This window comes from Ruegeria haliotis (assembly GCF_013377785.1).
Taxonomy (GTDB): Bacteria; Pseudomonadota; Alphaproteobacteria; order Rhodobacterales; family Rhodobacteraceae; genus Ruegeria; species Ruegeria haliotis.
In genome coordinates, this window is the sequence record NZ_JABXWT010000010.1 from 1 (window position 1) to 24,795 (window position 24,795).

The following is a 24,795-nucleotide window of genomic DNA, read 5'->3' on the forward strand; positions in this document are numbered from 1 at the left end:
CTGCGGCCCAAAGGCGTGACCGGCAATATCGTCGACAAGGCTCTGGGCCGGGCGCATATCACCTGCAACAAGAACGGTGTGCCGTTCGACCCCGAGAAGCCGACCATCACCAGCGGCATCCGCCTGGGTTCGCCCGCCGGCACCACCCGCGGCTTTGGCGAGGCCGAGTTCCGCCAGATCGCCGACTGGATCATTGAAGTGGTCGACGGTCTGGCCGCCAATGGCGAGGACGGCAACGCCGCCGTCGAAGCCAAGGTCAAAGCCGAAGTCGCAGACCTCTGCGCCAAATTCCCTATCTACCCGAACCTGTAATCGGTGCGGTATCGAATAGAAAACGGCGCCCCTGTGGCGCCGTTTTTTTTCGTCGATCTCTCACCGGTTTTGGGCGCATCACAGATGCGCTGAAAGCATCAGGCCGAGCGCCGCGCCTAAGGGGCGCGGCACGGTTGGTGTTAGACCTCGGATGACGGCTCTTTCAGCACATCCTCCAACAGCTTTTCATTGCGGGCTTCTTCGATCCGGTTGATGCGATCTTCGGCCGAACGGGTGTCGAAGCGGTATTTGACCACATTGATCAGACTGAGCGTCAGCAGAACAATGCCCATACCCCAGTAGCCTTTGGTCGCCAGCGGAACATCGGTCGACAGATACAGCGAAATACCCAGCAAGGCGTAAGCCACAGCAACGCCTGCACCGTTCAGCATCATGATCAGGCCATTTTCATTACGATTGTTCATTGGAAGTCTCCTATTTTCAAAACACATTCAGATTGATTGAAGTTCAAGTGTCGGACTGCGCCTTGAGGCGGTTCAGAACGTCCGATGCGGTTGCCCGGGTTTTGGGGCCATACCCGGCCTCTTCCATCCGGGCGGCGAGGTTTGTGTGGTCCATCCCGGCGTCGATTTCGCGCAAGATTTCCGATTGCTCAAAGGGATCATCCTGGCTCATCACACGCGCGATCAGGGACTCGGCCTCATCAATGGGGCTGTCGCCGCCGAGATGCCGGTTCAGCCGCTTTTGCAGGCTTTGTTCCCGTTTGACAGCACGGGCAGAAATTGCCCCCTGTTTAAGGTCCAGGATACGACGGCTGGCAGCCTGAACCGAATGACGCAATTGCAAAATGCGCGCCTCGAGCCGGTCAACAGTCTGCGTTCGCAACGCCAGTTCGTTTTCCAGATCAGCTACGGCCTGCGCAGCACTTTCGACCAGATCCTGACGGTCATCAGCCAGTGCCTGTCGGGCCCGGGTCATCAGATCATCAACCCGGCTTTGTAGCCCTTCGATCTGGCGGTTTTCGTTGCGCTGCTTCTGGATCAAGCTTGCCAGCGTTAGCTTTGCCGCTTTCAGGTTTTGGTCTGCTTCACGAATTTTCTGGTCGATCAATTCGATTGAATAGGTATCGCGCAGGCTGCCCTCGGCCCGTGCATTTGCACCGTTTATCAAAGTTCTCAGAGTACCGAACATGTGTTTCTCCAATTCATGAACATCGTTCACAAATTTGATATAACGACACCATGAACGCCGTTCAAGTATTTTTGTGAACAGCGTTCAGGAAACTATTTGTTTCCAATCCGTGAAAGAACCTGTGTGATCATCCGCTCGATCTGCTCGGGGGGCACGCCCGAGATACGGTTTTCCAGACCAAGTGTCACAATTCCATGCACCGACGAAAACAAGGCCCGTGTCATCAAATCCATCTCGGCACGGTCGAGATCGGGGAAGAGCTGCTCGACAGGTTCGGCAATATAGGAAAACAACCCTTTCAGCGCGTTTCGATACCAGTCGGGCACTGGGCCATCATCGGTCATTTTCAGATCAAACAGCGCGCGCCAGAGGTTAGTATTGCTGTCGGCAAAATGCAGATAGGCCGTGCTCATGACGATCAGCCGCTGCACTGGGGGTTCGCCACCGTCGAACGAGGTGCCAACCGCCTGCCCCAAAAGCCGAAATGTGCGCCCGTTTACGGCCATCGCAATGGCATTCAGGTCTTCAAACACATTGTAGATCGCGCCCAGCGCGCAACCCGCATCCTTAGCCAGATCCCGCGCTCTCAGGTCACTCAGACCATCTCGATCAATGCGAATCTCCGCAGCCTCGATTAGCCTTTCGCGCAGTTGTTCGCGCCGGAGTTGGGATTTCGTTGACATGGCGTCCTCAGCCTTGAACCGCGTTCATGACACAGCGCATAGGCCAGAACCCCGGATCAGATCAAGTCGCGCCACCAAAGAAACAGCAAAACCAGCGCCGTCAGGGCCAACATGTTAAAGGCCAACCCTCCGAGCAGGCCCAAAAACCATCCCATCCTGCGATCCGCCAGATTGATCGAGCCCAGATGCGCCTGCACGTCCTCAGAGGCCTGAACGAGTTTCGGATTATCCAACACTTGCCGTAGTTTTGGATGCGCCGCCATCTGTTCTGCCCGGGCCAAAACCAAAGCCTGCTTGTAAACCCGACGTGGCAAACGACGCTTTGCGCGCTGCACAGAGGCCGTCAGCGTTTTGCCCCGCACCCCCAGTTTGGTGCGCAGCAGCGCAATCGTCTGCGCGATCCGGGTTTGAATGTCTGTGTCCTGCGACATGCGTGGCCTCCTGACACGGCAATCTAACCTCAGCCAGCGCAGGCCACAATGGGGCTGGCCGTTCCATGCGCTGGCTTGTATCACGCGAATATGCTGAACATGATTGTACATGGTGAACCGACCGCGCACCCGCCTCTTGTTATTGCCCATGGCCTGTATGGATCGGCCCGAAATTGGGGCGTGATCGCGCGCAGGCTCTCGGATGAGCGGCAAGTTGTGGCCGTGGACATGCGCAACCACGCTTATAGCAAGTGGGATCCTCAGCATGATTATACTCACCTTGCGCAGGATCTCGCCGAAGCGATCGAACAAATTGGCGGGTCGGCGGATGTTCTCGGGCACTCGATGGGCGGCAAGGCCGCGATGACGCTGGCCCTGCAACACGGTGCGCTTGTGCGCAAACTTGTCGTGGCCGATATCGCGCCAGTCGCTTACGGCCACAGCCAGATACAGTTCATCGAAGCCATGCGCGCTGTCGATTTTTCACAGGTTGGTCGCCGCTCGGACGCGGAACAACAGCTTGCTGAGCAGGGTGTTGAAAAAGCCTTGCAGAGCTTTTTCACGCAATCCCTCGATGTTGCAGGAAAACGCTGGCTTTTGAACTTGGACGTATTGGCAGCTGAGATGCCCAAGATCATGGCCTTTCCACAGCTGGACGGGCCGTGGGATGGCCCTGCCCTTTTCTTGTCAGGCGGCGCATCGGACTATGTGCTGCCGGAACATCGTGACAAGATTCGCGCGTTGTTTCCGCGCGCGCGCTTTGCCAGAATCCCTGGTGCGGGTCATTGGCTGCACGCCGAAAAACCACGTGAATTCGAAGCCGCGGTCAGAGCGTTCCTGAACGCCTGATCAAGCTGAACCCTGATACAACCGTTTCGCCACCAACCACGACGCCGGTACGCCAATAACAGCGCCTGCGGCGGCGGCCGATACGATTGCGCTTACGGACACCAACCCAGCTGCCAGTACGGCAACGACGGCCGATCCGGCCAGCGCGGTTGCGATCAATGAGTACAGCATGGCGGCAAGGCGAAACATGGCCAATCTTCCTTTTGGTTGAACCTTGATCGCCACATTACACGCCCTGAATATGATCGACTTTGACATGGGTCAGATCAAACCGTCATCAGGTTTAGGAATCGACGATTTCGCCTCCTCCATTCGCCCAGTCAATCAGACCACCCAGATTATACACCCGCGCATAGCCCATATCCCTCAGCAGCTTACCCGCCAAAGCGGACCGTCCGCCCGAGACGCAATAAAGCACGATAGGCCGGTCCTTGCGCAGTTCCGGGTCATGGGACTGAAGCGTATCATCCGCACGGAATTCAAGCATGCCACGTGGAATATGATGCGCGCCCACCGCGCGGCCCGTTTGCTGTAGCTCAGTCGTATCGCGAATATCCAGCAGCAAACCTCCTTGCTCCAACAAGGTCCTGGCCTCGGCAGTATCAATACGCTCGACCGCCGCGTTGGCCGCCTGCATCATGTCCTTGACCGTCATCGGCATGCACAGCTCTCCTTGAATGATTTGCGCGGATGCTAACATGCGGAAAACGGAAGATGTAGCCGCGTCGGGGTCAGTGCTCGCGAAAGGCGCGGGACATGCTGTCCGAGACGGGTTTGGCGATGTAGGCCGCGAAAGTTCTTTCTTCGGTCTGGATCATGATTTCCGCAGGCATACCCGGTGTCGGGATGAATCCCCGCACACGCTTTAATTCATCAGGCGTCAGCGAAATCCGGGCCAGATAAACCTCTTGTGGGACGCCCGTTGAATCTTCGACCAAAGCATCGGCAGAAACATAGAACACTTCGCCACTCAGAACCGGGGTTGTCCGTTGGTTTAGACCAACCAGGCGCACCGTTGCGAACTGCCCGGTCACGACACTGTCAATTTCGGTGCGTGGGATCTGTGCTTCGATGATCAGAGGCGCGTCGGCGGGTAGAATTTCAGCGATGGGTTCGCCGGTTTCAATCACACCACCGGGCGTGTGATAATGCAGCCGTACGACCGTACCCGTCACCGGCGCGCGCACCACCGCACGGGCCAGAACGCTGCGGGCTTGCCGGGATTTCTCACGAACACTTTCCAAATCCGCCTCGATCACGCCCAGCTCATCCAGCGCGGCCTCGCGATAGGCTGATCGGGTGCGCGTGATCTGTTCTTCGTACTTCAGCAGCATCTGATTGATTTCGGCAGTCTCGGCCTGCAACCGGGCTTGTTGGCCCTCAGCCTCGGCCTGAACGCGCCGAATTGTGTTCAGTTCCCCTTTGCGCACCAAACCTTTCTCAAACAACGATTTCTTGGTCTCATATTCTTCCTGCAAGATGTCCGCGCGCCGCCTCATGCTGTCCAACTGGGCCTCGAACCCGCTTGCGCGGATCTTCAGCGCCTCCATATTACGTTCCAACAGGGCGACATCGTTCAGCATCGTCTTGCGTGAGACATCAAAGCTGAGTTTCTGACCGTCGAGAATTGCCATCACTTCGATATCCTCCGTGGCTTCGATCAGGTCCGGGGGAAAGGACAGCCGCTCTTTTTCGCGATATTCCGCAAGCAACCGTTCGGTCATGGCTTGCAGGCGGATTTTGCGGATAAACAACTCCCGCTCATTCGCCTGGGCCAACGTCTGGTCCAATGTCATCAAGACCTGACCGGCCTGTACGGTTTCACCTTCCGCGACTTGGATGTTTTCGATGATCCCGCCTTCCAGATGCTGCACGATCTTGTTGCGGCCTGTTGCGACAAAGCTGCCTTGCGCAATCACGGCGGCCGCCAGCGGCGCACTGAAGGACCAGACACCAAAGCCGCCAAAACACACAACCAGCATGACGATTCCGATCACAATGAATCGATTGATCGAGCGTGGAACCTCGGCATACCAAACGGTTGGATCCTTGGGTGTTTTGTCGATGGGTATGAGATCAGTCATGGTCAGCCCCCCTGCTGGCCTTCAATTCCGGGTTGTTTACGTGGTCCGTTCAGCTGTTGCAGAACCTGTTCACGCTGACCAAACAGAGCAACACGCCCGTCGGTCAACAGCATGATCTTATCGACCACATTCAGCAGCGTGGGTTTCTGCGTGATGACCACAACGGTAATCTTGCTTTCCTTGGCCTGAGCGATTGCGCATGCCAGCGCCTGATCGCCCGCGACGTCGAGGTTCGAATTCGGCTCGTCCAAGACCACCATGCGTGGGTTTCCAAAGAACGCACGAGCAAGCGCAATCCGTTGTTTCTGTCCCCCGGACAGAGGCGCCCCGTCTGCGGCCACCACCGTCTCATATCCTTGTGGCAGCGTGGCGATCATGTTGTGAACATCGGCCAATACTGCCGCATCGTGAATCTGCTCATCTGTGGCGTCGGCCCGCATCCGACCAATGTTGTCCTTGATCGTGCCCGGAAACAGCTGCACGTCCTGCGGCAGATACCCGATGCTTTCACCAAACTGGCGTGGATCCCAATTTCGGATGTCCATCAGGTCCAGCCGGACGCTGCCCGATGTGGGCATGACGGAGCCAACCAGCGTTTTGCCTAGCGTGGTCTTTCCAGCACCTGAGTTGCCGATAATCGCCAGTGTCTCACCTGGGCTGAGCGAGAAGCTGATACCGTTCAGTACCACGCTTTTCGTACCGCTCGGAACATAGAGCAGCCGTTCGACATCCAACCGACCTTCCGGGCGTGGCAAACGCAGCTTTTCAAATTGTAACGCCGAATTCGACAGCAACGCGTTGATCCGGCCATAGGCGCCTCGGGTCAGAAGAAAAGTGTTCCACCCTTCGATTGACCCTTCAATTGGCGCGAATGCCCGACCTGCGATGATCGACGCGGCAATGACCATACCGCCGGTAATCTCACCTTGCAGGGCCAGAAACGCGCCCCAGCCCAGAATGCCAATCTGCGTTAACAAACGCACCCCACGCGAGATGGCAGCGAAGATCACGTTGCGATCCTGCGCCTTCACTTGCCATGTCAGGGATTGGGCGGTGTCCTGCCCCCAGATCCGCACCGCCTCTGGGATCATCGCCAGCGCGTTGATAATCTGGCTGTTGCGTGACATCGAATCCAGATGCTGGTTGGCCATGGATTGCGCCCTGTTCGCCTCGGCAAAAGGTTTGGCCGTCATTTTCTGGTTAACCAGCGCAATGGTCATCAACAGCAACGCCGTAACGACGACGATCATCCCCAGCTGCGGATGCACTAAAAAGATCATCAGGATGAACAGCGGCGCAAAAGGGACATCAAGGAACGAAATCAACGTCCCCGACACCAGAAAACCCCGCACCTGCTGCAAGTCACCCAGCGTCTGATATTCACGCCCGTTTCCATGCAACGAGGCATGCGCGGCGGCGCTCAGAACTGGCGCACCGAGACGGGCGGCCACTTCGACCGCCGTGCGCATCAGCATGAACCGGCGTATCGCATCGAAGGCCGATTGGAAAATCACTGCACCCGCCACAATCGCTGTCAGCATGATCAGCGTGTCCAGGGACCGGCTGGTCAACACCCGATCACTGATCTGAAACAGGTAGATCGGAATTGCCAGGATCAGAATATTGGTCGCACAAGTCAGCACCAGCACAAACGCGAGATTGCGCCAGATTGCCCGCATCGAATTGCGCAACGTGCGCTTGAAATCCTCGGGCGGGGTGCGCTTGTGGAAAGTATGGGGTGGCCCGTTCCCGTCACCGCCGCCGGACTTGGTCCGAAGCAATGGCTGGTTTGCCTTGGCCTCGATCGTGGTGCCTATGCGATCCCCGTCGGACGTGCGCGCTGAGGGGGTCTTGCGCGCTGTCGTGTCACTGACGGTTTCTGACTCAGGGTCATCGGCATCGGCCACCCCTGCGCCACCACCCGCTGAGTCTTCGTCTTCTGCGGGCTGTGGCTGTTCGCACCGTTGGGGAGGAACGGCACGTCGTCTCTGCGTCTCTGTGTATTCACTGGATTGCTGAGGCGGGACAGCGTCCTGAACCGAACCAGCAGTTTCTGCGTGCTTTGCTTCGTCGTCTGCCACCTGACTTTGATCCGGGTCGGGCACGCGCATCTCCTCGGTCAGGTTCAAGTGGCGAGAGTGTTGTGTGACCCTGGTTGGGCGTGCGCCCTCGTCACTGGATTTCAGAGTCATCGAACCCACGCCGCCCTGTCGGTCCAAAGGGCTGGCATAAAGGGTTCGGCGCGACGAAAAAATGATCGACATCTACAAACCTTCTGGTCACTCGTTACAAAAAAGGGAAATCAGGCCAGCATGGTTTGCAGGCCATCATCGGCGTTTAGCTGTTCCGCAGGCGACAATTGCGGCCCGCTTGGGGCACCCATTTGTCCGCCAGCAGCTTCTTCCATCAGGATCGCAATCGCCTCGTTGGTCAGCTCGGCAATATCTTCGCTTTCCTGCATCTCGATCAGGCTGGCCTGATGCAGCAGCAGATCCGAGTAGGACCCACCCCCGGCCATGACGGTTGAATCGACACCCAATTTGGTGATGCTTGCCGCATTCAGCATGGCGTTGCTGCCCGCAATCACCTGGGTTTGGGCGGCATTGGGACCGGACAGGAAGATGTCATCCTGATCCAGCATCATGGTGACCTGTTCGATGATATTGACCTGCAACAGATCGCCATCAATCTTGAGGACACGCATCTGCTCCATCCCGGCGAACATCGGGTCGTTCAGCAACGCCTCTTCCAACGCAGCCATGTCCATTTCCTGCATGGCCATGGCGCTGGAGATGTTTTGCTGTAATTCCTCGTGGAAATCCTCGCCAATAGTGTTGACCGAGGCTTGGTTCATGACAAGGTTTTCGTCCTCGCCTGCCATGGTGCCAGACATGCCACCAGTGACGATATCGTCATCCATCAACGCGATGGTCTGGAACAACATGTCGACCGAGACCATGTTGCCGCCAATCATGATCAAGTCATAGAAACTGCCCAGCTGAATGATGTCGGTCACGTTGAACATTTCATTGTCGCCCATCGCATAGAGCGTCGAGGCGGCAGAAATCTCTGTCTGAATGTGATCAATATCCGTGGCATCAATGACCTGTTTGATGAAATTTGCCACCACCAGATCACCATGGACCCAGTCCACTGTCAGGAATGAGGGTTGTCCCGGCTCGCCCGTGCTCTCGACCAACCAGGGCGCCGCGTTGGCCTCGACCTCGATCTGCGAGGATTGCACGATGTTGGTACCACTTCCGGTACCCGCTTGGCCCTGATCCCAATCAGACACGAGCGCCACCTGAGAGATCATCGTCAAGCTGATCGATTGACCACCCACGGCGATAAAGGGCGCATCGACCCAGGCAACCGTAGCGGACACCGCGTTGATGGCCAGATTGCCACCCGCAACAACCGTATGGCCCGCGTCGAACTCGGGATCATCCGACTGATCCCATTCCGCGGGCAACAGATTGGACAATTCGTTTTCGGTCTCTTCTTCCGGCTGGTGATAGGTTGGGAGAAGATCGTTCCAGACTGGTGCTTCGGACATGTGTTCGCCGTTCACGATCACACCCAATGCGTCTTCACCATGGAATTGATGTACCGTGACGCCCTCGACATCCGAATTCATCGGGTTCAGCATCTGTTCGGCCAATGCTTCGACCGCGTCGATCGATTTGTATTCCGCCAGCGAAAAAGACGGGGCCGCCACTGCATGCAGGGAAAGGGCCATATCCAACATCTCTTCGCCCGTTGCCATCAGGGCCTCGGTGTCGCGAAAATCACCCTCGCCCACGGTATCATTGTCGCGCATGAACAGCGTCTGCAACGTGTAGGTTACAGCCGACCCGAGGGGTTCGGTGTCCGGTCGCAAAATTATGAGTTCAGCTGATGCTGACGGTCCTCCAATAGCTGAATCAGGAATGAAACGTTCAGAAACAGGCACGCCGTCAAGGTAAATCACGGTTTCCGAAATGGGCCCGCTAGGTGCTGGCGGAAACGGAAGATCGGGTTGTTCTGGACTGAATTTGTAAGGAAGTGGTTTGTAGTCGCCCGGCGCAAGCTCAAGATCTGCTTTGATCCGGATCGTCGTTGGCCCCTCAATGTCTTCAAGTTCGGCTTTTCGCTTCAGGGCGGTAAATTCCTCGTACTGATCTCTCAGCCGGGCCTGCTCCATCGTAATCTCAAAAGTTCCAACAAAATGCGCAATCGTTTCGGTAATACTGTCAAGGGCCATGTCGGTTATCCTTTCACCCGCGCCGGCCAAAAATATCCGCCTTGGGTTCAGTTGGGCCGAGGCCGCATGTCACGGCCTCGGCGTTTTCATTAAAAGCCCGGGGTCCGAAAATGCGAACCCCGCTTTGTTTTTACGCTTCGGTATCGTCGCTTGCGTAGGACGAGGTCATCGAACCGCCAACCATGGTCGTATCGACCGAGTTGCCAAGCACGTTGGCACCCATGACGATCGACTGGTTGAAGGCCGAGGTATCGACCACAGCTGCTGCCGACGCATAGGATTCTCCGGTCACGATACCATCGCCACCGTTGTTCGAACCCCACATGCCGCCATTGCCGCCACCGCCGCCGTCGCCGGAATAGGCGCCTGCTGCGCTGCCACCGGTGATCGTGCCACCCATGGTGTCGCCGGACATCGCGGTCCCCATCGAGGATCCGCTGGTTCCGCCATTCGCAGCTGCTGCACCGCCAGCACCACCGGCACCCGAACTGGCCGCGCCAGTCGCGCTGCCCGATCCGGTCGATGTTGCGTCGTTGTCGGTGTAGGATTCACCACCATAACCGGCAATCGCCTCGGCGAGACTGTCGGCAGTGCCATCCGTGTCCGACTCTGCGAACACCTCGGCTGCGCCACCTGCGCCAGCCGTGTTGGCCGCATCCGCAGAACCCGCGCCGCTACCGGACGAGTTGGCTGTTGGCGTGGTCGAGCCACCGGCACCACCTTCACCCTCGGCTGTCGACGTACCCGTGCCAGATCCATTGGCCGAACCGTTGGTTCCGTTCGAGCCACCGGCTCCACCAGGACCATTTGCGGTTTGTGGGTTACTGGCCGCGCCGTTGATATCACCGGGGTTCTGGCTGATATTCGGGCCACTGGCCGCCTGATCGCCCACACCCTGTGCACCAGAGCTTGCTGCCGACGATCCACCGGTTCCGGCACCACCTGCGCCTTCGCCACCAGATCCGGCTCCACCGGTTCCGGCTCCACCGGTCCCTGCACCACCGCTACCGGCACCACCGGTACCCGGGTTGTTGCCCGTGGTTCCGCCACCACCAGTTGTCGCATCGGGATCACCGGCATTCACGCCAAGACCACCGATTTCCTGATTCAGGGCTGCGATGGCTGCGTCGACCATGGCCGAGAAACCACCTGCGCCTTCACCACCAGTGCCCGCGCCGCCAGCGCCTTCACCGCCAGATCCGGAACCACCAGATCCGGAACCACCAGAGCCCGGACCACCGGTCCCGTCAGCGCCGCTACCAGCAGCACTACCTGCCGCGCCGGCTGCATTATTGCTGCCTGCGGTGGCTTCATTGGCTTCGTTGGTGCCCGTGCTGTTGTTCGAGGCAGACCCGTTGTTCGATGCGTTGCCGTTGCCGCCATCCGCGCCTTCAGCAGACGAGTCGTTGCCAGCCAGACCAGCACCAAGCGCGCCCGAGAGCGAACCATTGTCGCCGCCGTTCGCGTTACCATGGGCGCCCGCACCGGACAAACCGAGACCCAGACCCAATCCGAAGGAATCAGCGCTACCGCCTTCTCCGCCGGTACCCTGACCATTCGCATTCGAACTACCAGTGTTATTGGCGTTTGAGTTGCTGTCGGCATTGCCGCCGTCGCCTGCGGTACTTTCACCGCTGGCCTCGGCGCCGGACAAACCCAGACCCAGGCTGACATTGGTCGCGTCACCTGACGCTGCACCGGCACCGCCCTGTGCGCTTGCACCAGCATTACCAGTGTGACCACCAGAGGCTAGCGCGTTGCTGCCATACGTTGAGCCGCTGGCCGAACCGCCGTAGCTGGTTCCGCCCTGACCCGAGTTACCGCCATCTGCGGATGACCCGATACCTTCTTCGGCATGCGCAGTACCGCCGTATGCGCTTCCGTTCTGGTTAAAGTCGGCATTGTTGGAAACAGTCGGAGAATCCAGCGTGTCATCATCGCTCAGGTTGGCCAGTTGATTGTTGACGGACGACATGTCATTGCCAGCACCATTCAGCGAAATATCCAGGTTCATGTCATCGCCCGGATCATAAGTCAGATCCCGACCGGCAGTGATCACATCACCCACGGTCGCGGAATCACCAATATCCAGATCCACCTGGTCATCGTCGCGCGGAATCCACTCGCCGCCGCCGAAGTCGATATTGATCGAGTTGCTGTTTGAGTTGTCGTTGCTGTCATCACCGCCATTGGTATTGGCTTGCTGCTGACCTTGAAGTTGCCCTTGGGCTTGGCCCTGATCCTGGCCCTGACCCTGCTCGTTTGCAACCTCGGTCGCCTGAGCCTGAGCCTGGTTTTGTTCATCTTCGTTGTTGTTGGTGTTTTCGGTCGACTGACCCTGCTGCTGCGCATTCAGGTTCGCTTCGATTGTCGCTTCTTCAACAGGAATTTCAATATCTACCGGAGCGTCCAGATTTTCGACATTAATTTCGTCGACGGTCGTGACATTGGTATTATTAACATTGCGTCGCATAACAAAAATCCATTTCTGATGCACCAGACCGCCATTCATCTACAAAGCGGTATTCGGCGCGATTGAAACAAAAAATCCACATACAGTCATAAGACCAAGCTGCACATGGTCGGATGTCATTGTTGCGTGGTCACCTCCTTTCTCGGCTTAGCCGAAATCGTGACCGCATGAATAATCGCGAAAATGCGCTGGGCGCGGGCACGTCAGGAACAAAACGCCTCATCAATTGAAGCAAGCCCATGGTTGCAGCACTGCATGCGTGCGCCTAGCTGACTGAAAGTAGTAAATCTCTCAAGTAGTTATTTTTATTTGATATTTATTGAAATCAGCATCATCCAAACAAGTAGAGCGCTTGAAATTCGTGATATTTAATACCGCCAAATAAATTCAATTGTTTCCATTGCTTATACGATTTACCATCAGAAAAACTTACTCAAAAGTTCTATAAACCTCACTATTGAGTTCACGTCATATTGATGAAATTGTTACTTTCGGCTATAGTCCACACGTAATTTTATTGAATTGTTAAGTTTTTGCGATGCCAATTTCCACCTGATATTCATTAGGTTTAGCGTCGCTTTTTTGTGGAGGGGGGAATAATGAGTGGTTCTTTTCAGAATGAATCCGCCAGCCAAGACGCGCGGTATGAGGATTTTTCAATCAATTTCATAGGCAAGGAATTATTCTATTCAAATCAGACCTTAAGAAGCGTTCAAAGTGAATTCGGCGTTCAGGCGCTGCGTCACGAAACGCTTGACGCGTTGGCCAGTCGGTCGACAGAAAATGGTAAAGTTGTGGTCGTCGACCAGATGATGCTTGATGATCTTCTGACCCGATCAAAGGAATACACCCATCGCGCAGCATCAGGTTGCTTGGCCTTTGCGTACCGCAAAGAAGAATCGGCCCGCTTTCTGTTCGAACGATGGGACCGGTCGCTATTCGGCGACATCGGCTTTCTTCCCATGAATGTCGCTCCTGACGTCTGGCGCGCCATCCTGAGGCTGCTGATGCACGAAGAACTGTATCTGCCCTGTTTTCTTGCAGATTGCGTGTCCGGCACCCAAAAATCCCCTTGCAAGACAATAACGCGATCTCCGGAACCCCGGCGCTCCAGCCCGGCCCGACATCCACTTTATTCGAAACTGACGCGCCGGGAAAAACAGGTTCTACGCCTGGTTTCACAGGGCAAAAGCAACAAGCTGATCGCAGCCAAGCTGGGAATAACGGAACACACGGTCAAGCTGCACATGCATAACGTCGTGGGCAAGATCGGGGTCAGCAACCGAACGGCGGCGGCTCATTTTTATTATGAGGTCGCGCCACAAGAGGCGCAGAGGGTCTCAGTTGACTGACAATTTCGAAGCCCGGTTCGATCGCCTGATCCTTTTGGTCGGCAGGTTGAACTATATGTGGACCAACACGGAAAGCCTGTTGATCCATCTGATCGCTGGACTGACTGGTGCCGACAAGAACGTCGCGGTGATCATTTTCCTGACCCTGAACACGACCCGGGCACGGATTGATTTGGTTGAGCGGCTTGCCAAGATGGAGGGGCGACCCGCAAACATACGCGACCCGATCCTGGAGCATACGCAACGTCTCAGCAAACTTTCGGGGATCCGCAACAAATACAATCATTGCATCTACTCCTTCGATCAGGAGACCGGGAATCCCAAAACAATCCTCATGCGCATCGCAGATCGCAAAACCGATATTAAACTAGGGCGAGAAGACACTGTCGATGACAATGCAATCCACGACATTGAAGCCGTAGTGGCGCAGTTATCAGTCGCGAACCGGGATATCTGGCGCCTGATTGCCAAGTTAGGGTACCCGGTTTGAACCCGTTTGGAATTTCCTAATACATTTTTCTCGACGTCAGGCATCGAGCCGAAGGGAAATGCTGCGCCGACTCGTTACGCCTTGAACTTTGAGGGTGGTGCGGGCGGTGGGACTCGAACCCACACGGCCATACGGCCTCCAGATTTTAAGTCTGGTATGTCTACCATTCCATCACGCCCGCATGACATGCCGGACCCAATCGGGGCCTGAGACTTCATTACAATCACAAGATCATGAAAACAATGCGCCTTGCGATCGTAATTTGGGATTTTTCACCGGCACGTTTGCGGCTGTATGAGCTACCCCGAAATTCGGACACTGACGCAAGCTGCAGTTTGTTTTCTGTTGATCTTCAACACCAAGGAGATCGACGACATCGAAACCTGCCGGGGGGCTGTCAGTGGGTATGCAATACGCGTTGCTGCCAATCTTGCGGTCATCGTTTCATTACGAGCCCAAAGGTGAGGGTGAGAAGAGCCTCGATTTAATGCGGCTGACGGGCCTCATGCCAATCTACCAAAACATAAGACCAGCAAGGCGGCGCAGGGCCACAAGTTTCACCTTAACCCGCTAAGAGGCCAGCGGATGAATTGGCTCAGCCGGGTCTGGTGCGCCAACGTCACCTATCTGCCCTCTCTCGGCCGCTTCCTTGAGACCATTCAGTTTCATCATCAGGCCTATTGTGGACCTGAAGGTGGACCCAAGGAGGCATCTATCGACTTGTTTTTCTGAAATATGGCGATTTACAAGATGAGATGGTGCCCACACGACTCCCCATTGACTCGTGAAGTCATTGAACAAATTCGGTAAATAAATTCGATGTAGAGTGAAGGCCCCCAATAAAGCCCCCAATCAACACTGCAAAGGGCGCTTTAGACAGGCTCACGACGCATACAGATGCGCCTGAATATCCATGAAGGCTTGCCGGATCGTTGGAATTTCACCGAGCACCCGCTTCGCACCGTTGGTGCCGCCATACTTCACCTTCAAGAAGTCGCCAATCTTAGTCAATGCCAACTCATCAACCCCATGGGTCTCATAGGCTGCAAGCACAGCTTCCAAGAATGCGCGCATTTCGCCTTCGAAATTGGCCAGCCCCTGATTTCTCGCGGCCTCAGCACGTTGTGACCTCAATTGCGGCTCTAGCGTGAACCGAACATAGGCCAGAACGTCGAAAACATCGCTGTTCGGCGCGTCGATCAGCCGTTTCATGTCTTCCAGACGCCCGGCATCATATCCACGGTCAGCAAGCACTTTCAAAAACTGCACCCTCGTTTCTGGATTGCTCCAGATGCCACGCAACTCATCCTCACCATTCACCAAATCGCCAAGATCACCAAAAAGCTGATCCATGAACTCTTGACCGGAAATCAGTTTGCCATCGTGTGAATAGTAACTGGTTGTCGCGATGTATTTGATCTTGCGCTCTTTGCCATCGGCAAGCTTGACCACAATCTTCGCTTCAGGCTCCGGTCCGGTTTCAGGAGGTTCGCCTGTCCCTCCGCCGGTTATTGCAGGACGCTTGGGACCAGGCGCTTCAGGCGGCAACGGCTCCCCGTCCCACTCCGGATCGTTGAAATGCTCATAGGCTTTCACAAAATCATAGACCGTGAAAAAATCCTTTCCCTCAAAGGTCCGCGTTCCTCTACCAACGATTTGTTTAAACTCAATCATCGATTTAACAGGCCGCATCAAAACGATATTGCGCACATTTCGCGCATCCACACCCGTCGATAGCTTTTGCGACGTGGTCAGGATCGTCGGAATGCTGCGCTCGTTGTCCTGAAATTCGCGCAAATTCTGTTCACCTAGCGCCCCATCGTTCGCAGTCACCCGCTCGCAATAATGTGGATCATCGATGTCTTTGATCTGGTTGATGTAGTCACGCACGGCGGCGGCGTGGTTTTGGGTCGCGCAGAACACCAAAGTTTTCTGGCGTGGATTGATCTGATCCATGAACTCGTGAATGCGGCTTTGCTCGCGTTCTGGGATCACAATCTTCGCGTTGATCTCATCCTCGGTATAGACGTGGTCGGGATCAATCTCGCCACTGACCACCTCATCTTCAGGATTATACACATAGGTATCAATCGTGCTGGCCATCTGGCGCACTTTGAACGGGGTCAGGAAACCATCATCGATCCCGTCGCGCAGCGCGTAGGTATACACCGGCTCACCAAAATACGAATAGGTGTCGGCGTTGGTTTTGCGCTTTGGTGTCGCGGTCAGGCCAAGTTGCACAGCGGGTTCGAAATACTCCAAGATTCCACGCCACGTGCTTTCGTCCTTGGCCCCGCCCCTGTGACATTCATCAATGATGATAAAATCAAAGAAATCAGTCTCGTATTCGCGAAAGTTGAACTCAGCGTCACCCGATTTGTTTTCCGTCATAAAGGTCTGAAAGATTGTGAAGAACACCGACGCATTGCGCGGCATCTTGCCTTTTTTGCTGATCTCTTTCGGATTGATGCGGCTCAACGCATCCTGCTCAAAAGCCGAGAAGGAATTATATGCCTGATCTGCCAAAATGTTTCGATCCGCCAGAAACAGAATGCGCGGGCGGCGGGTGGGCTCCCCCGAAAGGCTCCAGCGTGATTGGAACAGCTTCCATGCAATCTGAAACGCGATGGAGGTCTTGCCGGTGCCGGTCGCCAGCGTCAACAGAATGCGCCGCTCCCCATCTGACATCGCCTCCAGCACCGCGTTGACCGCAGCGGCTTGATAGTAGCGCGGTTGCCACTTGCCGCCATCGGTCTCAAAGGGCACCTGCCCGAACCGATCACGCCACGCGTTGCCGGTGGGATAGCAGCGGTTCCATAACTCGGTCGGGCTTGGCACCGCGTCAACATCGCGCTCGACGCCCGTGTGGCGGTCGATCTCGTAATACCCAATGCCATTAGTGCAATAGGCGAAGCGCGCGTCGATCCGCGTGGCATAGTCAAGCGCCTGCCCCCGCCCCTCGGTGTAGGGCAGCGCGGCTTTCTTGGCTTCCATCACAGCCAGCACATGGCCATTCATGCGCAAGACATAGTCGGCTGGCTTAGGAGCGTTCAGTCCACCACCAGACATGATGCGACCGGGCCAGAGCATTTCTTCCCGACTAACGCGCGCGCCATCTACCTGATTGGGGCCAGACCAACCCTGCGCCGCAAGAGCAGGATCTATCCGGTCAGCGCGGGTATCTGCTTCGGTTTCTCCAGCGGTGGTCATTTCTTCGATCTATTCTTCTTTTTGGCTTGCCTTCTTTTTTTGGAAGGCTTCTTCCCCAACGATATTTCTGAAGGCTTCAGCCCACCCGCATCAAAGTCAGCCTGTGTTTTAGCAAGCCTTTCAGCGGCCAAGCGTATCCGGTATTGAAGCTGCGCCTCTTTTTGTTCAGGCGTCAGTTTCAGTCCCTTACTGGCTGGCTTCTTTTTCTTCGACTTCCCTTTGGGCTGGCTAAACCAGTCAGACCCAGGGTGAAGAATTGTGGAACCGCCGTTGTAGCCGCCTTTGCTCATAGCACCTCCCAAAGGAACCAACTGGGACACAGAGCCAAGAACAACCTCATAGCTTCAGGCCGTGATTGTCTTCGAGATGCCGCAGCACTTCGTCCAGTGCCTTGATAATATGGAGCCTGTTTACACCAAACGCATAGTAGCCGGTTGAAAGTTCTTTGGCGTCAGCCACAGAAGCCTTGCCGCGAGACTTTTTTGGCTCGTTTTCGCCATCTAGCACGGTGAGAGGATAGCGAATTGATCGCCCCTCCCCTTGGTAAATCCCATGCGCCCCATAGTTCTGAATCTTTGGATTGTAGCAATTGTTGCCAACCAAATACTCTAGGTCGGCCAGAAGCTTTACGCGCTTGGCATTTATGGGATTGGTCATTCAAAATTCCTAAAATCAATCATGAGGCGAGCTTAGCCCTATGTCAGCTCCCCCGCAAAGGCCTTTTGCAAGAGCGATTGCCGCAGGTCCGCGATGTCTTGGAGTTTGGCTTGATAGTTGCTGACAAGGTTTTTTGAGTAGGCTTCTACCGACCGCGCATCCGTCGCAAGCTTCAGCTGGCTTTGGAGATCGGGAATACGATGCGTAAACTTGCGCTGAATGGTGATAGGCACTTGATTTCGTGTGGCTTGCCCCATCACGGATTGGTACTGCCTCACAAATTCAGATCCACGCATTTCGAAGCACAAAAAATATGGATTAAGAAACTGAGGATCGCAGCGATAATGGGTAACGGAAGTTCCCAACAATACACGCTCTTCGTCTGTCTCTAGAACAGCAACAGGTCCAACTGTGGCGTTGTGCGCAAAAATTACGTCGAGGTTGTGCGCCGTGCCTTTGACAAGGGTATCGGCCCGTTCAGCGGGCAAGTGCTTGGCAAGGCTTAAATCTATTTCACCATCGACAATGCAGTTTGCCGATGCATAAGGCACACCACTTTCAGTAAACTCAGCTTTCTTTGGGTAGTTGCTACCATGATTGCCATCCAAATGGCTCGTTATCCATCCGGCGTCAATCATCTCGGACAACGAGATTTCCGTCGCGTTCATTTCTTTCAGGCGGTCGGAGATATAACTCTCAAACAACTCCCGCGCGTTTTGGAGGTTGGTTTCGGCGTTCTCTTTGGCGCGGGTCAGCCCCTCGAACGCCGCATCCAAAACCGCCACGATTTGTTTTTGTTCTTCGAGGGGGGGGATTGGGATTTCTATTGACCGGATTAGCGGCATGTTGAGGCCACGACGATCATTGCCACTATCACCGGTCATCTTGCGGATTTCTTCATACCGACCATGAAGGTTCGCAAACAGAAACTCTGGCAGCAATTTCTCAGAATTGTTCGGCATAATGCTTACAAGCGACTGGTTGCAAGTGGCCTTGGTTCTGAGCAGTGCCACAGCTCCCCGCGTTTTACCCTGCCCGTTCAGAGCAATCATGACAGAGTTTTTGGGAAGATAACGTGCGTTTGAGGTCGCTAACCCAAGTTCAGTTATGCGGCCTTCGCAATCGTGAATCTCTTTTTGGTGGATGTCGCCAGAAACCAACCACTTGATTTTGCCTCCCTCAAAATAGCTACTTTCAGAACGTTTTGGCGTCCCACCTGTAGCGAGCGTGCAAACTTCACCAAGCGGCCTTACCTCCCACGCCGTCTTCACAGCATACCCCTGATCTGCGCCAGTATCTCTACTGTCTCAGCATCCCTCGCCAACATGTCGTCGATAATCTCAGCGGGCGCTCGCAGGGGGGCTTCTTCGGGGGCAAAGGGGTTTTTAACCGACATATCCATAGTGTCTTCGTCAATGTCGTCGCGCGCAACGCTCCAGCTTTTGGCACTATCGCTGCGCGTCTTTTGCAGCGCCACAAACTCGGCCAGTTCATCATCCCGCAGGGGGGATGATTTGCCCAACGACCGTTCCGGATCAAGCGCGTAGTACCATGTGGACCGCGTCTTGCGGCCCTTTTCAAAGAACAGCACCACGGTTTTCACTCCTGCGCCCTGAAACACTTTGGCAGGGCAATCCAGCACCGTGTGCAGATTACAGGATTCCAGCAATTCACGACGCAACGCGGCGGCGTCGCCATTGCTGAGAAACGTGTTCTTGATCACCACAGCCGCCCGCCCGCCTGCCTTTAGCTTGCGAATGAAATGCTGCATGAACAGATAGGCCATCTCGCCCGATTTGATCGGAAAGTTCTGCTGCACCTCGGCCCGCTCGCCCGATCCAAACGGCGGATTGGCAAGGATCACGTCGTGACGGTCCTTCTCCTGAATATCCATGACGTTTTCATTGAGCGTATTGGTGCGCCGGATATTGGGGGCGGTGATGCCATGCAGAATCATATTCATGATGGCGATGATATAGGCGAGTGATTTCTTTTCCTGACCATAGAAAGTTTTGGTCTGGAGCGTGTTGAAATCAGTGGCGGAGATGTCAGGTGTCAGCAGTTGTTCATAGGCTTCGCACAAGAACCCCGCAGAGCCGCAGGCCCCGTCGTAGATGGTTTCGCCGATCTTGGGGTCCGTGACTTTGATCATCGCGCGGATCAGCGGACGCGGTGTGTAGTATTCCCCACCATTGCGCCCGGCATTGCCCATACGCTTGATGCGACTCTCATAGAGGTCAGATAGCTCGTGCTTGGCCTCTTGGGTGCCAAATTCCAACCCGTCCACGATGTCCAACACGTCGCGCAGAGAATAGCCGGATCGGAATTTGTTGGTAAGTTCTGAGAAGATCTCGCCGATCTTATATTCGATAGTGTCCGGGCTGGTCGCGTTCTCACGATATTTCTTTAGTGTCGGGAACAGTTCGGCGTTCACAAAGGCAATCAGGTCTTCGCCGGTAAGCACGTCTTTGCGATCCGTGCCATCGTCATTTTTGCCCGACGCCCATGTTTTCCAGCGCATCTCGGTTGGCAACGTCGGCGCATACTCCCTGCCCTCCAGCTCGGCTTCGTCCTGACGCTCTTGCTCTATGTCATCGAGGTATTTCAGGAACAAAATCCATGAGGTCTGTTCTGCGTAGTCCAGCTCAGACGCCAGCCCATCTTCGTTGCGGAGTTCTTTGTCGATGCTGTTGAAGGCGTTTTCAAACACGGTTGGTTCCTTGATTTTTCGCCAAGTTATGCCGGGGCGGCGCAGGAAACAACGCCTCTCAGCCGCTTCTTGCCGTCTTAATCAGCTCAGCCTGACGTTCAATACCAACCGGGCAATAGGCACTTATGGTTGTGACAATATTGGAATGGCCGATATTCTGGGAAAAGGCCTTAAAGGCTTCGCGGGTTTGGTAACGCGAGTCAGCCCATTTCACCAAAGTTTTGCGAAACGCATGGGGCGTGAAAGGCGGCAGATCGGCCCGCACAAAAGCTTCTTTGATCGCCGTGCGGATAGCATTGGCATTTTTGTAGGTTTCGCGCTTTAGGCCGACCACTTTGAATTCGCCGTCAACCGGCTTGATCTCCGCAGGTGGAAACAGCGGATCGTCTGGCCCAAACAGCTTTACCTGTTTTAGATAGTTCACCCACTGATCAAAACAGGCCTGATACGCGGCATCGACCGGCAAGAAGTATGTCGTGAAGGTCTTGGCATTTTTTGTCCTGACCTCGCGCGCATCCTGATACACGCACCCATCGAACATGTTGATGTGTTTGAGCCGCAAAGAGGCAACCGCCCCATCGCGCGCGCCAGTGAGCATCAGAAACGCAAACAGAGCTTTGTTGCGCAGGTCAACGTCCGTGGTTTCCGGCATATAGTTGAAGGCGTGACGGGCCATCTCCATGGAGGGATATGGCGTTTCTCGCGTGGCCCTCGCCACCCGTTGGCCTTTTGCATCCATGTTGAAGTAATCCGCATCGGAATGCCGGATACGGCTCTTGTAGCCGGGCTGATCAGCCAGCCAAAAGATGAACGCCTTGTTTGCTGCCAGTACCGAGGCAATTGTCGATTTTGAAAAGGGCTTGCCGGTTGCCTTGCTGATTTCAGCATTGATACGGTCGTGAAACTTGATCGCCTGCTCGATGTGAAACCGTTTGAAGTTCGCGTAGTTGGTGCTGGCTTCAAACCGCAATACACCCTCCGCCGCTTTGAGAACAGTTCCCGCGTCCTTCCGCTTTGCGGTCTTAAGATATTGCAAGTAACGGCGTTTGATCCGCTCATTTTCCTCGTTGAATTTCCTCATGGGGTTCCTCCTTAGAGATTGTGAAAGTTTAAGGGAGTGGAAGCGGTGTCACTTAGGGTTCGCTGTCTGCCTTGTTTGACAACTGGAACCGGTGAGCGAATTCCCCAAGCCGCGACTTGGAAATCATGCGGGTGCAAGTGCCGCCGCATTTGGTGCAAACTCCCTTGAGGAGGACCGTTCGATTTTTCATCGGCCAAACTGTTGCGGTCATCCCGACAGGCTGGCGGGCACCTCCACAACCCGGACAAAAGAAATCACTCGGCCTAAGTGGACGCTTGGCGGCCTTGTACTTTGCCCGAAGGTAGAAACGGATTGCCTCACCAGAAATCAGGTAAGGCTTGCGAGAACTCATCACTGGGAGGCCGTCTTTGATCCAACTGCGAATTGTTGCGGGCGTTTTGCCCAAAGCCGCCGCAGCCTCTTTGATGTCGTATGTAAGGACTGCCTTAACCGCCATTGGGTTGGCGCGCTTACCCATCCTCCCGATCCTCAAAGAGCGCTCGAATGTGCTCAACCTTCCAAACTGTCGTACGCGGTCCAAGCTTTTGCGGCTGCGGAAAACGTCCGTCTTTGACGCCTTGCCACCACGTCGATTTGGAAACAGGGATCGGGCCAGACGGTGCCAGGATTTGGGAGAGGCGGACAAACCCCGTGAGGGGGAAGTTACCAATATCAGACATTGTTTCATCTCGTTTGTTGAAGATGTAACAGGTCTATCTTGGTCAGGAATGGAACTGGCCGAACTAGGTTTGGTTGAAACCGAATTAGGTTATTTTCCGGCGTTCTGATCCAACAGCTCTGAAGCTTCCTTCAGTTTTTGGCGGATAGTGTCGTCACTAACAGGCAGGCCGAGGCGGTCCAAAATTCCTTCTAGATCCTTTGGGAACGGGCTTTTTAAAGCTGAACTGTCAAACCCATAGCCATCCACAGCCATGGCGATCAGCATTTTGTACAGCGTGTGGCGTTCTCGGCTGGCAACCACTTTTTCTTCATTGTTTTGAAGCGTGCTCTCAAAGCTCTCAATTTCTTGCTTTGTGAAACCCAGCTCCGTGAAGGCTGGCCAATCCACGGAAGGAAAGTATCCACGCACGTCATGAAATTTCACCCGTTCCTCTGGGTACATATTCTTTAAATATGACCCGCCAAAAGCCTCCAGAACTTGAAACACACGACCATTGTCGTCTTCTACAAAGAAACCGTCTAGGGAAGTCAGCTCTCCCCCGGTATTAGTCAAACGCGCGCGAAGGTAATCCTCCAATGCACCACAAAGGTCCAACCTTAAGCGATGCGGACCGTCCAAAACGGAAACGCTCGTTCGACTTTCTAGTGGGAAAAAATTGGAAAACTTAATCTCCACGGCGTCCTTACCCTCCACCGCTAGTCCAAAAAGTTCTTTATCCTCATCGGGCGATACCCAAATCGAGCGGATTTGAAATTCAACTTCTTGGGCAGAAACGTATCGCATGAACCAATGAAGGCATATATGGCCATCAAGAGCGAGCTCCAAAATCTCAGCTGAATTCACATCTTCTCCAAGCGTCAGAGAAAGTCTGCTCGCTGCATCCTCAATGGAATACCACTGTTTAAGTTTATAGATTTTTTTCAAATCAATGCTCAGGTTGGTCTGATACTATCCAACATCGTCGCCCACCAATCCGCAAGTCTTACACGATCATCCCAGTATTCCCCACGATTGTAGGCCTTGCGCACTTCATTGCGCTCGACATGCGCAAGCGCCGCTTCAATTGCGTCAGGGTTCCATTGCCCGCTTTCATTCGCCAGCGTAGAAAAACTCGCGCGAAACCCATGAGCAGTCATTTCGTCGCCAGAATACCCCATGCGACGCAAGGCAGCGTTCAATGTATTATCCGACATCGGGCGATGCCAGGACCGCAGCGAAGGGAAAAGAAATTCTGCCTCGCCTGAAATCTCACGCAAATCCTTCAAGAGTTCAACGGCTTGGTTTGGCAAGGGCACAATGTGGTCGCGGCGCATCTTCATTTTTGCGGCAGGGATTGACCAAACCTTTTTCTCGAAATCGATCTCCTGCCATTTTGCTTGTCGGATCTCACCCGGCCTTTGGGCCAACATTGCCAGCAATTGCAGAGCAATTCGGGTGGTTGTTTGCCCGTCGAAGCCATCGATAGCGGTCATGAGCGCTCCAAGCTTAACTGGATCAGTGATTGCGGCGCGGTGTTTCCGGTTCGGACGTATCAGCGCATCTTTAAGCGCATAGGTGGGATCTGTTTCGGCTAACCCGCTCGCAACGGCAAAACGAAATACGGAACCAATCCGTGCGCGCAGCCGGTGAGCGGTCTCGTAGTTCCCCCTGGCTTCGACTTTGCGCAGGCACGTCAGGATCATCGGCGCGGTGATTTCGGTAATGGGCTTACATCCAAAGTCCGAATTCGCGAGCTTCAAATGATAAATCGTTTTGTCGAGAGTGGCTTTGGTTTTGCCCTCTTTGCGTTGTTTGTCCAGAAAAGCATCGCCGATCTTGGCGAACGTGTGGCTCTGTGCCTCTCGGGTTTCGCGCTTGGCTTCCTGCTTAGCTTCGGATGGATCTATGCCTTGAGCAATTTTCACTCGGGCTTCTTCTTTGAGCATTCGCGCCTGTGCCAAAGAGATGGCAGGATATGCACCCAGCGACAGTTTCTTCTCTTTGCCATGCAACCGATACTTCACGTTCCAAAGCTTAGAGCCGGACGGAGACACAAGCAGGTAAAGCCCTTCAAAGTCGGAAACCTTATAGGGTTTGCCACTTGGTTTGAGATTTCGAATCTGAACGTCACTGAGCGGCATCTGGGGGCCTCGCCTTTTCACCGAAGTTGCGAAGCCCCCAAAAAGCCCCCCAATCTGGAGGCATTCCACCAAACGCCATAAGACGGCATCGGACAAAGAACATCGCTAAAACCCATATATCATATGGATTTTTGGATGTCTCTGGACCATATTGAATTGGAAAGTGGTGCCCCCACACGGACTCGAACCGCGGACCTACTGATTACAAATCAGTTGCTCTACCAGCTGAGCTATAGGGGCACTGGCCGTCGATTACTGTCTCTCGC

Annotated in this window: 23 protein-coding genes, 2 tRNA genes and 1 pseudogene; 4 read left to right on the forward strand and 22 right to left on the reverse strand. The window is 54.9% G+C overall.

Translation table 11 applies throughout. The features are described from left to right. A pseudogene (gene glyA, locus HW561_RS15420) lies at nucleotides 1-312 on the forward strand (serine hydroxymethyltransferase); the annotation flags it as partial. A gap of 140 nt (nucleotides 313-452) precedes the next feature. Here glyA and HW561_RS15425 read toward each other — a convergent pair. The 4 genes from HW561_RS15425 to HW561_RS15440 all read right to left on the reverse strand — a co-directional run bounded on the left by HW561_RS15425 (nucleotide 453) and on the right by HW561_RS15440 (nucleotide 2,578). Then, on the reverse strand, nucleotides 453-737 hold the full coding sequence (locus tag HW561_RS15425) for a hypothetical protein (RefSeq protein WP_176866239.1): 285 nt from the start codon (nucleotides 735-737) through the stop codon (nucleotides 453-455). A gap of 43 nt (nucleotides 738-780) precedes the next feature. After that, a complete protein-coding gene (locus HW561_RS15430) occupies nucleotides 781-1,464 on the reverse strand; it encodes a PspA/IM30 family protein (protein WP_176866240.1) in 684 nt (227 codons plus the stop codon). Between the two features lie 92 nt (nucleotides 1,465-1,556). After that, complete coding sequence (locus tag HW561_RS15435) at nucleotides 1,557-2,147, reverse strand: TetR/AcrR family transcriptional regulator (RefSeq protein WP_176866241.1); 591 nt, start codon at nucleotides 2,145-2,147, stop codon at nucleotides 1,557-1,559. A 56-nt stretch (nucleotides 2,148-2,203) separates the two neighbouring features. Further along, on the reverse strand, nucleotides 2,204-2,578 hold the full coding sequence (locus tag HW561_RS15440; RefSeq protein ID WP_176866242.1) for a hypothetical protein: 375 nt from the start codon (nucleotides 2,576-2,578) through the stop codon (nucleotides 2,204-2,206). A gap of 90 nt (nucleotides 2,579-2,668) precedes the next feature. Between HW561_RS15440 and HW561_RS15445 the strand changes: the two genes are divergently transcribed. Continuing rightward, on the forward strand, nucleotides 2,669-3,427 hold the full coding sequence (locus HW561_RS15445; RefSeq protein ID WP_176866243.1) for an alpha/beta fold hydrolase: 759 nt from the start codon (nucleotides 2,669-2,671) through the stop codon (nucleotides 3,425-3,427). On the opposite strand, the gene HW561_RS15450 is transcribed toward HW561_RS15445, so the two are convergent. From HW561_RS15450 to HW561_RS15475, 6 genes are all read right to left on the reverse strand, one after another. Next, nucleotides 3,428-3,616: a hypothetical protein gene (locus HW561_RS15450; protein ID WP_176866244.1), complete on the reverse strand. Its 189-nt coding sequence runs from the start codon at nucleotides 3,614-3,616 to the stop codon at nucleotides 3,428-3,430. A 94-nt stretch (nucleotides 3,617-3,710) separates the two neighbouring features. After that, nucleotides 3,711-4,088, reverse strand: a complete 378-nt coding sequence (locus HW561_RS15455; protein WP_176866245.1) for a rhodanese-like domain-containing protein — start codon at nucleotides 4,086-4,088, stop codon at nucleotides 3,711-3,713. A gap of 70 nt (nucleotides 4,089-4,158) precedes the next feature. Further along, nucleotides 4,159-5,511: an HlyD family type I secretion periplasmic adaptor subunit gene (locus HW561_RS15460; protein ID WP_176866246.1), complete on the reverse strand. Its 1,353-nt coding sequence runs from the start codon at nucleotides 5,509-5,511 to the stop codon at nucleotides 4,159-4,161. 2 nt (nucleotides 5,512-5,513) lie between these two features. Then, a complete protein-coding gene (locus HW561_RS15465) occupies nucleotides 5,514-7,775 on the reverse strand; it encodes a type I secretion system permease/ATPase (protein WP_176866247.1) in 2,262 nt (753 codons plus the stop codon). 38 nt (nucleotides 7,776-7,813) lie between these two features. After that, nucleotides 7,814-9,754 carry a type I secretion protein gene (locus tag HW561_RS15470; RefSeq protein WP_176866248.1) on the reverse strand — a complete coding sequence of 647 codons (1,941 nt, stop codon included), beginning with the start codon at nucleotides 9,752-9,754 and terminating at the stop codon, nucleotides 7,814-7,816. A gap of 130 nt (nucleotides 9,755-9,884) precedes the next feature. Further along, nucleotides 9,885-12,227 (reverse strand): hypothetical protein, encoded by a 2,343-nt coding sequence (locus tag HW561_RS15475; protein WP_176866249.1) that lies wholly within the window; start codon nucleotides 12,225-12,227, stop codon nucleotides 9,885-9,887. 599 nt (nucleotides 12,228-12,826) lie between these two features. Between HW561_RS15475 and HW561_RS15480 the strand changes: the two genes are divergently transcribed. After that, on the forward strand, nucleotides 12,827-13,579 hold the full coding sequence (locus HW561_RS15480; RefSeq protein WP_235962934.1) for a helix-turn-helix transcriptional regulator: 753 nt from the start codon (nucleotides 12,827-12,829) through the stop codon (nucleotides 13,577-13,579). Further along, on the forward strand, nucleotides 13,572-14,069 hold the full coding sequence (locus HW561_RS15485; protein ID WP_235962935.1) for a hypothetical protein: 498 nt from the start codon (nucleotides 13,572-13,574) through the stop codon (nucleotides 14,067-14,069). The genes HW561_RS15480 and HW561_RS15485 overlap by 8 nt, the downstream gene beginning before the upstream one ends. Before the next feature lie 95 nt (nucleotides 14,070-14,164). Here HW561_RS15485 and HW561_RS15490 read toward each other — a convergent pair. From HW561_RS15490 to HW561_RS15545, 12 genes are all read right to left on the reverse strand, one after another. After that, nucleotides 14,165-14,250: transfer RNA gene (locus HW561_RS15490), tRNA-Leu, on the reverse strand. Between the two features lie 701 nt (nucleotides 14,251-14,951). Then, complete coding sequence (gene hsdR, locus HW561_RS15495) at nucleotides 14,952-17,279, reverse strand: EcoAI/FtnUII family type I restriction enzme subunit R (RefSeq protein WP_176866251.1); 2,328 nt, start codon at nucleotides 17,277-17,279, stop codon at nucleotides 14,952-14,954. Then, complete coding sequence (locus HW561_RS15500) at nucleotides 17,276-17,569, reverse strand: hypothetical protein (RefSeq protein WP_176866252.1); 294 nt, start codon at nucleotides 17,567-17,569, stop codon at nucleotides 17,276-17,278. The genes hsdR and HW561_RS15500 overlap by 4 nt, the downstream gene beginning before the upstream one ends. 46 nt (nucleotides 17,570-17,615) lie before the next feature. Continuing rightward, nucleotides 17,616-17,936, reverse strand: a complete 321-nt coding sequence (locus HW561_RS15505) for a hypothetical protein (protein ID WP_176866253.1) — start codon at nucleotides 17,934-17,936, stop codon at nucleotides 17,616-17,618. Between the two features lie 38 nt (nucleotides 17,937-17,974). Next, nucleotides 17,975-19,207, reverse strand: coding sequence for a restriction endonuclease subunit S (locus tag HW561_RS15510; RefSeq protein WP_176866254.1), 1,233 nt, complete (start codon nucleotides 19,205-19,207; stop codon nucleotides 17,975-17,977). Further along, nucleotides 19,204-20,646 carry a class I SAM-dependent DNA methyltransferase gene (locus HW561_RS15515; protein ID WP_176866255.1) on the reverse strand — a complete coding sequence of 481 codons (1,443 nt, stop codon included), beginning with the start codon at nucleotides 20,644-20,646 and terminating at the stop codon, nucleotides 19,204-19,206. Before HW561_RS15515 ends, HW561_RS15510 begins: the two co-directional genes overlap by 4 nt. 58 nt (nucleotides 20,647-20,704) lie before the next feature. Further along, nucleotides 20,705-21,727 (reverse strand): site-specific integrase, encoded by a 1,023-nt coding sequence (locus HW561_RS15520; RefSeq protein ID WP_176866256.1) that lies wholly within the window; start codon nucleotides 21,725-21,727, stop codon nucleotides 20,705-20,707. Between the two features lie 52 nt (nucleotides 21,728-21,779). Next, on the reverse strand, nucleotides 21,780-22,205 hold the full coding sequence (locus tag HW561_RS15525) for a helix-turn-helix domain-containing protein (protein ID WP_176866257.1): 426 nt from the start codon (nucleotides 22,203-22,205) through the stop codon (nucleotides 21,780-21,782). Beyond that, nucleotides 22,198-22,407: a helix-turn-helix transcriptional regulator gene (locus HW561_RS15530; protein WP_176866258.1), complete on the reverse strand. Its 210-nt coding sequence runs from the start codon at nucleotides 22,405-22,407 to the stop codon at nucleotides 22,198-22,200. Before HW561_RS15530 ends, HW561_RS15525 begins: the two co-directional genes overlap by 8 nt. An 89-nt stretch (nucleotides 22,408-22,496) precedes the next feature. Further along, entirely contained in the window at nucleotides 22,497-23,333 is an 837-nt protein-coding gene (locus HW561_RS15535) for a hypothetical protein (RefSeq protein ID WP_176866259.1), read from the reverse strand. Between the two features lie 8 nt (nucleotides 23,334-23,341). Beyond that, nucleotides 23,342-24,625 (reverse strand): tyrosine-type recombinase/integrase, encoded by a 1,284-nt coding sequence (locus HW561_RS15540; RefSeq protein ID WP_235962936.1) that lies wholly within the window; start codon nucleotides 24,623-24,625, stop codon nucleotides 23,342-23,344. A 68-nt stretch (nucleotides 24,626-24,693) separates the two neighbouring features. Beyond that, nucleotides 24,694-24,769, reverse strand: a tRNA-Thr gene (locus tag HW561_RS15545). Between the last annotated feature and the right edge of the window lie 26 nt (nucleotides 24,770-24,795).

What these genes read in the sequence shown, in the direction of transcription:
- HW561_RS15425 (WP_176866239.1), bottom strand. Translation starts at nt 737, where the DNA reads ATGAACAATCGTAATGAAAATGGCCTGATCATGATGCTGAACGGTGCA.
- HW561_RS15430 (WP_176866240.1), bottom strand. Translation starts at nt 1,464, where the DNA reads ATGTTCGGTACTCTGAGAACTTTGATAAACGGTGCAAATGCACGGGCC.
- HW561_RS15435 (WP_176866241.1), bottom strand. Translation starts at nt 2,147, where the DNA reads ATGTCAACGAAATCCCAACTCCGGCGCGAACAACTGCGCGAAAGGCTA.
- HW561_RS15440 (WP_176866242.1), bottom strand. Translation starts at nt 2,578, where the DNA reads ATGTCGCAGGACACAGACATTCAAACCCGGATCGCGCAGACGATTGCG.
- HW561_RS15445 (WP_176866243.1), top strand. Translation starts at nt 2,669, where the DNA reads ATGCTGAACATGATTGTACATGGTGAACCGACCGCGCACCCGCCTCTT.
- HW561_RS15450 (WP_176866244.1), bottom strand. Translation starts at nt 3,616, where the DNA reads ATGTTTCGCCTTGCCGCCATGCTGTACTCATTGATCGCAACCGCGCTG.
- HW561_RS15455 (WP_176866245.1), bottom strand. Translation starts at nt 4,088, where the DNA reads ATGCCGATGACGGTCAAGGACATGATGCAGGCGGCCAACGCGGCGGTC.
- HW561_RS15460 (WP_176866246.1), bottom strand. Translation starts at nt 5,511, where the DNA reads ATGACTGATCTCATACCCATCGACAAAACACCCAAGGATCCAACCGTT.
- HW561_RS15465 (WP_176866247.1), bottom strand. Translation starts at nt 7,775, where the DNA reads ATGTCGATCATTTTTTCGTCGCGCCGAACCCTTTATGCCAGCCCTTTG.
- HW561_RS15470 (WP_176866248.1), bottom strand. Translation starts at nt 9,754, where the DNA reads ATGGCCCTTGACAGTATTACCGAAACGATTGCGCATTTTGTTGGAACT.
- HW561_RS15475 (WP_176866249.1), bottom strand. Translation starts at nt 12,227, where the DNA reads ATGCGACGCAATGTTAATAATACCAATGTCACGACCGTCGACGAAATT.
- HW561_RS15480 (WP_235962934.1), top strand. Translation starts at nt 12,827, where the DNA reads ATGAGTGGTTCTTTTCAGAATGAATCCGCCAGCCAAGACGCGCGGTAT.
- hsdR (WP_176866251.1), bottom strand. Translation starts at nt 17,279, where the DNA reads ATGACCACCGCTGGAGAAACCGAAGCAGATACCCGCGCTGACCGGATA.
- HW561_RS15500 (WP_176866252.1), bottom strand. Translation starts at nt 17,569, where the DNA reads ATGAGCAAAGGCGGCTACAACGGCGGTTCCACAATTCTTCACCCTGGG.
- HW561_RS15505 (WP_176866253.1), bottom strand. Translation starts at nt 17,936, where the DNA reads ATGACCAATCCCATAAATGCCAAGCGCGTAAAGCTTCTGGCCGACCTA.
- HW561_RS15520 (WP_176866256.1), bottom strand. Translation starts at nt 21,727, where the DNA reads ATGAGGAAATTCAACGAGGAAAATGAGCGGATCAAACGCCGTTACTTG.
- HW561_RS15525 (WP_176866257.1), bottom strand. Translation starts at nt 22,205, where the DNA reads ATGGGTAAGCGCGCCAACCCAATGGCGGTTAAGGCAGTCCTTACATAC.
- HW561_RS15530 (WP_176866258.1), bottom strand. Translation starts at nt 22,407, where the DNA reads ATGTCTGATATTGGTAACTTCCCCCTCACGGGGTTTGTCCGCCTCTCC.